Origin of the sequence: Mycobacterium yunnanensis (genome assembly GCF_025823185.1) — a bacterium.
Taxonomy (GTDB): Bacteria; Actinomycetota; Actinomycetes; order Mycobacteriales; family Mycobacteriaceae; genus Mycobacterium; species Mycobacterium yunnanensis.
Genome location: NZ_JACKVK010000003.1, coordinates 332,886 through 340,173 on the forward strand (window position 1 = coordinate 332,886; position 7,288 = coordinate 340,173).

The 7,288-nt window shown below is 65.8% G+C and carries 8 protein-coding genes and 1 rRNA gene; 7 read left to right on the forward strand and 2 right to left on the reverse strand.

Annotated elements, in window-relative coordinates; genetic code table 11:
- The first annotated feature begins 41 nt into the window (after nucleotides 1–41).
- From atpA to H7K45_RS05350, 5 genes are read left to right on the forward strand one after another with little or no spacing between them, the layout of a single operon-like run.
- Entirely contained in the window at nucleotides 42–1,691 is a 1,650-nt protein-coding gene (atpA, locus tag H7K45_RS05330) for a F0F1 ATP synthase subunit alpha (RefSeq protein ID WP_263994721.1), read from the forward strand.
- A gap of 9 nt (nucleotides 1,692–1,700) precedes the next feature.
- A complete protein-coding gene (locus H7K45_RS05335; protein ID WP_263994722.1) occupies nucleotides 1,701–2,627 on the forward strand; it encodes a F0F1 ATP synthase subunit gamma in 927 nt (308 codons plus the stop codon).
- A gap of 44 nt (nucleotides 2,628–2,671) precedes the next feature.
- Nucleotides 2,672–4,105 carry a F0F1 ATP synthase subunit beta gene (gene atpD / locus H7K45_RS05340; protein WP_263994723.1) on the forward strand — a complete coding sequence of 478 codons (1,434 nt, stop codon included), beginning with the start codon at nucleotides 2,672–2,674 and terminating at the stop codon, nucleotides 4,103–4,105.
- Between the two features lie 3 nt (nucleotides 4,106–4,108).
- Entirely contained in the window at nucleotides 4,109–4,477 is a 369-nt protein-coding gene (locus tag H7K45_RS05345; protein WP_263994724.1) for a F0F1 ATP synthase subunit epsilon, read from the forward strand.
- A gap of 6 nt (nucleotides 4,478–4,483) precedes the next feature.
- On the forward strand, nucleotides 4,484–4,930 hold the full coding sequence (locus H7K45_RS05350; protein WP_263994725.1) for a DUF2550 domain-containing protein: 447 nt from the start codon (nucleotides 4,484–4,486) through the stop codon (nucleotides 4,928–4,930).
- Here H7K45_RS05350 and H7K45_RS05355 read toward each other — a convergent pair.
- Nucleotides 4,927–5,502 (reverse strand): cob(I)yrinic acid a,c-diamide adenosyltransferase, encoded by a 576-nt coding sequence (locus H7K45_RS05355; RefSeq protein WP_263994726.1) that lies wholly within the window; start codon nucleotides 5,500–5,502, stop codon nucleotides 4,927–4,929. The genes H7K45_RS05350 and H7K45_RS05355 overlap by 4 nt on opposite strands.
- Before the next feature lie 68 nt (nucleotides 5,503–5,570).
- On the opposite strand from H7K45_RS05355, the gene murA reads away from it, so the two are divergent.
- A complete protein-coding gene (gene murA / locus H7K45_RS05360; protein ID WP_263994727.1) occupies nucleotides 5,571–6,824 on the forward strand; it encodes a UDP-N-acetylglucosamine 1-carboxyvinyltransferase in 1,254 nt (417 codons plus the stop codon).
- Nucleotides 6,825–6,898: 74 nt separating this feature from the next.
- On the opposite strand, the gene H7K45_RS05365 is transcribed toward murA, so the two are convergent.
- Nucleotides 6,899–7,147: a hypothetical protein gene (locus H7K45_RS05365; protein WP_263994728.1), complete on the reverse strand. Its 249-nt coding sequence runs from the start codon at nucleotides 7,145–7,147 to the stop codon at nucleotides 6,899–6,901.
- 28 nt (nucleotides 7,148–7,175) lie between these two features.
- On the opposite strand from H7K45_RS05365, the gene H7K45_RS05370 reads away from it, so the two are divergent.
- A 16S ribosomal RNA gene (locus H7K45_RS05370) occupies nucleotides 7,176–7,288 on the forward strand; the annotation flags it as partial.

A 7,288-nucleotide genomic window follows, 5' to 3' on the forward strand; every position in this document is an offset into this window, starting at 1 on the left:
GTGACAACCACAATCCAATCAAGAGGTAGGAAGACCAGAACATGGCAGAGTTGACAATCTCCGCTGCTGACATCGAAGGTGCCGTCGAGGAGTACGTAACCTCGTTCTCCGCCGACACCGAGCGCGAAGAGATCGGCACGGTCATCGACGCCGGCGACGGCATCGCCCACGTCGAGGGCCTGCCCTCGGTCATGACCCAGGAGCTCCTCGAGTTCCCCGGCGGCGTGCTCGGCGTCGCGCTGAACCTCGACGAGCACAGCATCGGCGCGGTCATCCTCGGTGAGTTCGAGAAGATCGAACAGGGCCAGCAGGTCAAGCGCACCGGCGAGGTGCTGTCGGTGCCCGTGGGTGACGGCTTCCTGGGCCGCGTGGTGAACCCGCTGGGTCAGCCGATCGACGGGCAGGGCGACATCCAGACCGACGTCCGCCGTGCGCTCGAACTTCAGGCGCCGTCGGTGGTTCAGCGCCAGGGCGTCGAGGAGCCGTTGCAGACCGGCATCAAGGCCATCGACGCGATGACCCCCATCGGTCGCGGCCAGCGTCAGCTGATCATCGGCGACCGCAAGACGGGCAAGACGGCCGTCGCGGTCGACACGATCCTCAACCAGCGCGAAGCCTGGGCGACCGGCGACCCCAAGCAGCAGGTGCGCTGCGTGTACGTCGCGATCGGCCAGAAGGGCACCACGATCGCCAGCGTGAAGCGCGCTCTCGAAGACGGCGGCGCGATGGAGTACACCACCATCGTCGCGGCCCCGGCGTCAGACCCGGCCGGCTTCAAGTGGCTCGCACCGTACACCGGTTCGGCCATCGGCCAGCACTGGATGTACGACGGCAAGCACGTCCTCATCGTCTTCGACGATCTGTCGAAGCAGGCCGACGCCTACCGCGCCATCTCGCTGCTGCTGCGCCGCCCGCCGGGCCGCGAGGCGTTCCCCGGCGACGTCTTCTACCTGCACTCGCGCCTGCTGGAGCGGTGCGCCAAGCTGTCCGACGAGCTGGGCGGTGGATCGATGACCGGGCTGCCGATCATCGAGACCAAGGCCAACGACATCTCGGCGTTCATCCCGACCAACGTCATCTCGATCACCGACGGCCAGTGCTTCCTGGAGTCCGACCTGTTCAACCAGGGCGTGCGACCGGCCATCAACGTCGGTGTGTCGGTGTCGCGCGTCGGCGGTGCGGCCCAGATCAAGGCGATGAAGGAGGTCGCGGGTTCGCTGCGATTGGACCTGTCGCAGTACCGCGAGCTGGAGTCCTTCGCGGCCTTCGCCTCGGACCTCGACCCGACGTCGAAGGCCCAGCTCGAGCGCGGCAGTCGGCTGGTCGAGCTGCTCAAGCAGCCGCAGTACAGCCCGCTGTCGGTCGAGGAGCAGGTCCTCGCGATCTTCCTGGGCACCAAGGGCCATCTCGACTCGGTGCCCGTTGAAGACGTGCAGCGCTTCGAGGCCGAGTTCCTCGAGCACGTCAAGGCGAGCCACGGCGACATCTACGACGGCATCCGGGAAACCAAGAAGTTCCCCGAAGAGGCGCAGGACAAGCTGACCGAGATCGTCAACGAGTTCAAGAAGGGGTTCGCCGCCACCGACGGCAGCTCCGTCGCGGTGAACGAAGCCGACACCGAGGCGATGGACGAAGAAGACGTCGAGAAGGAATCGGTCAAGGTCCGCAAGCCGGCGCCGAAGAAGAACTAGGAAGCAGACATGGCAGCCACACTGCGCGAGCTACGCGGGCGCATCCGCTCCGCCGGGTCGATCAAGAAGATCACCAAGGCCCAGGAGTTGATCGCCACGTCGCGAATCGCCAAGGCGCAGGCGCGCGTCGAGGCGGCTCGGCCGTACTCGGAAGAAATCACCAACATGCTCACCGAGCTCGCGGGTGCCAGTGCGCTGGACCACCCGCTGCTCGTCGAGCGTGAGTCGCCCAAGCGCGCAGCGGTGCTCGTCGTGTCCTCCGACCGTGGTCTTTGCGGCGCCTACAACGCCAACGTCCTGCGGCAGTCCGAAGAACTCTTCGCACTGCTGCGGGAGGAGGGCAAGACCCCCGTCATCTACGCGGTGGGCCGAAAGGCGCTGGGCTACTACAGCTTCCGTCAGCGTGAGGTGAAGGAATCCTGGACCGGCTTCTCCGAGCGGCCGACCTACGAGCAAGCCCGTGAGATCGCGGACGTGCTCGTGTCGGCCTTCATGGCCGGGGTCGACGACGACGACGAGAACGCCGGCGACGATGGCATTCTGGGCGTCGACGAGATCCACATCGTCTTCACGCAGTTCAAGTCGATGCTCTCGCAGTCGGCCGCGGCGTTGCGGGTCGCCCCGATGGTGATCGACTACGTCGGAGAGGACTCCGACGACGGTCCGCGGACGCTGTTCTCCTTCGAACCGAATGCCGAGAACCTGTTCGACGCACTGTTGCCGCGCTATATCGCCACCCGCGTGTACTCGGCCCTGCTGGAGGCGGCGGCCTCCGAGTCCGCGTCGCGGCGCCGGGCCATGAAGTCGGCGACCGACAATGCCGACGATCTGATCAAGGCGTTGACGCTGGAAGCCAACCGTGAGCGTCAGGCCCAGATCACCCAGGAAATCAGCGAGATCGTCGGTGGCGCCAACGCGCTCGCCGACGCCAAGTAGCCCTCGATCCCAAAACCCCGGAAGCGAAGAGAAGCGAAGAGACAATGACTGCCACCGCAGAAGATTCCAAGACCGCTGGTCGCGTGGTCCGCATCACCGGCCCGGTCGTCGACATTGAGTTTCCCCGTGGCTCGGTGCCCGAGCTGTTCAACGCGCTGCACGCGGAGATCACCTACGAGCAGATGGCCAAGACGCTGACGCTCGAGGTCGCCCAGCACCTCGGTGACAACCTGGTGCGCACAATCTCGATGCAGCCCACCGACGGCTTGGTGCGCGGCGTCGAGGTGACCGACACCGGCAGGTCGATCTCGGTCCCCGTCGGCGACGGCGTCAAGGGTCACGTTTTCAACGCGCTCGGCGACTGCCTGGACGATCCGGGCTACGGCACGGACTTCGACCACTGGTCGATCCACCGCAACCCGCCGCCATTCTCCGAGCTCGAGCCCAAGACCGAGATGCTCGAGACGGGTCTCAAGGTCGTCGACCTCCTCACCCCGTACGTGCGTGGCGGAAAGATCGCCCTGTTCGGTGGTGCCGGCGTCGGCAAGACCGTGCTCATCCAGGAGATGATCAACCGCATCGCCCGCAACTTCGGTGGCACCTCGGTGTTCGCCGGCGTGGGGGAGCGCACCCGTGAGGGCAACGACCTCTGGGTCGAGCTCGCCGACGCCGACGTCCTCAAGGACACGGCCTTGGTGTTCGGTCAGATGGACGAGCCGCCAGGCACGCGTATGCGCGTCGCCCTGTCGGCGCTGACCATGGCGGAGTACTTCCGCGACGAGCAGAACCAGGACGTGTTGTTGTTCATCGACAACATCTTCCGGTTTACGCAGGCCGGCTCCGAGGTGTCCACGCTGCTCGGCCGCATGCCGTCCGCCGTGGGGTACCAGCCGACGCTGGCCGACGAGATGGGTGAGCTCCAGGAGCGCATCACCTCGACCCGTGGTCACTCGATCACCTCGATGCAGGCCGTCTACGTGCCCGCCGACGACTACACCGACCCGGCCCCGGCCACCACGTTCGCGCACTTGGACGCCACGACGGAGCTTTCCCGTGCGGTGTTCTCCAAGGGCATCTTCCCCGCGGTGGATCCGCTGGCGTCCAGCTCGACGATCCTCGACCCGGCCGTGGTCGGTGACGAGCACTACCGCGTCGCGCAGGAGGTCATCCGAGTTCTGCAGCGCTACAAGGACCTTCAGGACATCATCGCGATCCTCGGCGTCGACGAACTGGCCGAGGAGGACAAGCAGCTGGTCAACCGGGCGCGTCGCATCGAGCGCTTCCTGAGCCAGAACATGATGGCAGCCGAGCAGTTCACCGGTCAGCCTGGCTCGACCGTGCCGCTGAAGGAGACCATCGAGGCCTTCGACAAGCTGACCAAGGGTGAGTTCGACCACCTGCCCGAGCAGGCGTTCTTCCTCATCGGCGGTCTCGACGACTTGGCCAAGAAGGCCGAGTCGTTCGGCGCGAAGCTGTAATTCATGGCTTCTGAGATCCACGTCGAGATCGTGGCCGTCGAGCGCGAGTTGTGGTCGGGTGACGCGACATTCGTGTTCACCCGCACCACGGCCGGCGAAATCGGCATCCTGCCCCGGCACATCCCGCTCGTAGCCCAACTGGTCGACGACGCCATCGTGCGTGTCGAGCGGGAGGGCGAGGACGACCTCCGCATCGCGGTGGACGGTGGATTCCTCTCCGTCACCGACGAGGCCGTCCGAATCCTGGTGGAGAACGCGCAACTGGAGTCGGAGATCAACGCCGACGAAGCCAAGCAGGACTCGGAATCCGACGACGAGCGGACGGCGGCGTGGGGTAGGGCGCGGCTGCGCGCCCTCGGCGAGCTGGACTGATTCGGCGTGAGCGCGTCCATGATCACCATGGTCGCGCTGGTCGGTGTGTTGTTGCTGGTCGTCGCCGCGCTGACCTACCGGTTGTGGAAGTTGCGCCAGGTGGGCGGCTCTGCCGCCATCCTGCGCGACGTCCCCGCGATAGGCGGCCACGGTTGGCGGCACGGAGTGGTGCGCTACCGCGGCGGCGAAGCCGGGTTCTATCGGCTGTCGAGCCTGCGGTGGTGGCCCGATCGACGGCTGTCCCGACGGGGCATCGAAGTGGTGTCCCGGCGGCCCCCGCGTGGCGACGAATTCGACATCATGAGCGGTGAGATCGTGGTGCTCGAAATCCGCGACACTGGCGCCGACAGTCGACGAGGCTATGAGATCGCGTTGGACCGCGGCGCACTGACCGCGTTCACCTCCTGGCTGGAGTCGCGGCCGTCGCCGCGCGCCCGCCGGCGGCAGAGTTAGGCGTTTGCGCCGCCCGGCTGCCACAGCACGTCACCCTCGGGGTTCGCGACCCGCGACAAAATGAAGAGCAGATCCGAGAGCCGGTTGAGGTACTTGGCGGGCAGCACGCTCACCGACTCGCCGTGCGCGTCGAGCGCCCGCCACGCCGAACGCTCCGCGCGCCGGGTGACCGTCCGCGCGACGTGCAGCAGCGCCGACAACGCGGTGCCACCGGGCAGGATGAACGAATTCAGCGCGGGCAGCGATTCGTTGAACTCGTCGCACCACGATTCCAGTCGGTCGACGTACTCCTGCGTCACCCGCAACGGCGGGTACTCGGGATTCTCGACGACCGGGGTGGAGAGGTCCGCACCGGCGTCGAAGAGGTCATTCTGGATCTGACGCAAGACGACGAGGAGTCGGTCGTCGGGGGAGCCCAGCGACACGGCGACACCGATCGCCGCGTTCGCTTCGTCGCAATCTGCGTAGGCCTCCAGGCGGGGGTCGTTCTTGGAGACCCTGCTGAAGTCGCTCAGCCCGGTCGATCCGTCGTCGCCGGTACGGGTGTAGATGCGGGTGAGGTGGACTCCCATGCCAGAACCGTACCGGGCTGACTGGCGGAAACGATTCGAGCTGGGCTGCGCTGTTTAGACTTGGTCGCGTGAGCGAGCGATTCGTAGTGACCGGTGGTACCCGGTTAGCGGGCGAAGTTGCCGTCGGCGGTGCCAAGAACAGCGTGCTGAAGTTGATGGCCGCGGCGCTGTTGGCCGAGGGCACCAGCACCATCACGAACTCTCCCGACATCCTGGACGTTCCGCTGATGGCCGAGGTGCTCCGCGGGTTGGGCGCCACGGTGGACATCGAGGGCGACACCGTACGGATCACTTCGCCCGACGAGCTGAAGTACGACGCCGACTTCGCCGCCGTCCGGCAATTCCGAGCGTCGGTGTGCGTGCTGGGTCCCCTGGTGGGGCGGTGCAAGAAGGCCAAGGTTGCGCTACCGGGGGGTGACGCGATCGGATCGCGGCCCCTCGACATGCACCAGGCCGGCCTGCGACAGCTGGGGGCCCGCTGCAACATCGAACACGGGTGCGTCGTGGCCGACGCCGACCATCTGCGCGGCGCGGAGATCCAGTTGGAGTTCCCGTCGGTGGGTGCCACCGAGAACATCCTCATGGCGGCCGTGCTCGCCGAAGGCGTGACGACGATCCACAACGCGGCTCGCGAGCCCGACGTCGTCGACCTCTGCACGATGCTGAACCAGATGGGCGCGCAGATCTCGGGCGCCGGGTCGCCGACGATGACCATCACCGGGGTCGACCGGCTGTACCCCACCGAACACCGCGTGATCGGTGATCGCATCGTCGCGGCGACGTGGGGGATCGCGGCCGCGATGACCCGGGGCGACATCTCGGTGACCGGGGTGGATCCGCAACATCTGCAGCTGGTGCTGCACAAGCTGCACGATGCGGGCGCCACGGTGACGCAGCACGACGACGGTTTCCGGATCGTGCAGTACGAGCGGCCCAAGGCGGTGAACATGGCGACGCTTCCGTTCCCCGGGTTTCCGACGGACCTGCAGCCCATGGCGATCGGCTTGGCGTGCATCGCCGACGGGACGTCGATGATCACCGAGAACGTGTTCGAGGCGCGGTTCCGTTTCGTGGAGGAGATGATCCGCCTGGGCGCCGACGCGCGGACCGACGGTCACCACGCGGTGGTCCGCGGCATCCCCCAGTTGTCGAGTGCGCCGGTGTGGGCCTCGGACATTCGTGCTGGCGCCGGCCTGGTGCTGGCCGGACTCGTCGCCGACGGCGACACCGAGGTGCACGACGTCTTCCACATCGATCGCGGGTATCCCCTGTTCGTGGAGAACCTGGTCGCCCTGGGGGCCGAAATCGAGCGCGTGGCATAGCTTTTCGGCCAAAACTGCCCTCTGGCGTGCGGTTTTGGCGTATGGGCATCGGGGATGTAGTCTCTATTCAGTGCCTACGGCCCCGGTCCTAGACCGGCAGGACGAGGATTGACGAAGCCGCCAGGATCAAGTATCTTGGCAGGGTTGCCTGAAAATCCGGGTGTGTTGTTTGAGAACTCAATAGTGTGTTTGGTGGTTTTTGTTTGTTGTTTTTGGCCATCCTCGTGGGGGACTCCCCGTCTTCCTTTGGTGAGGGTGGTCGTTGTTTTATATTGCCAGTTTTGACTGGTTGCTTGGTCGAATTTTTCTGATTCGGATTCCACCTGCGCCTTGCGGGGTGTGGGTTGTCTTTGTTTGGAGAGTTTGATTCTGGCTCAGGACGAACGCTGGCGGCGTGCTTAACACATGCAAGTCGAACGGAAAGGCCCTTCGGGGTACTCGAGTGGCGAACGGGTGAGTAACAC

Coding starts and splice junctions, on each gene's coding strand:
- atpA (WP_263994721.1), top strand. CDS start 42: ATGGCAGAGTTGACAATCTCCGCTGCTGACATCGAAGGTGCCGTCGAG.
- H7K45_RS05345 (WP_263994724.1), top strand. CDS start 4,109: ATGGCTTCTGAGATCCACGTCGAGATCGTGGCCGTCGAGCGCGAGTTG.
- H7K45_RS05355 (WP_263994726.1), bottom strand. CDS start 5,502: ATGGGAGTCCACCTCACCCGCATCTACACCCGTACCGGCGACGACGGA.
- atpD (WP_263994723.1), top strand. CDS start 2,672: ATGACTGCCACCGCAGAAGATTCCAAGACCGCTGGTCGCGTGGTCCGC.
- H7K45_RS05335 (WP_263994722.1), top strand. CDS start 1,701: ATGGCAGCCACACTGCGCGAGCTACGCGGGCGCATCCGCTCCGCCGGG.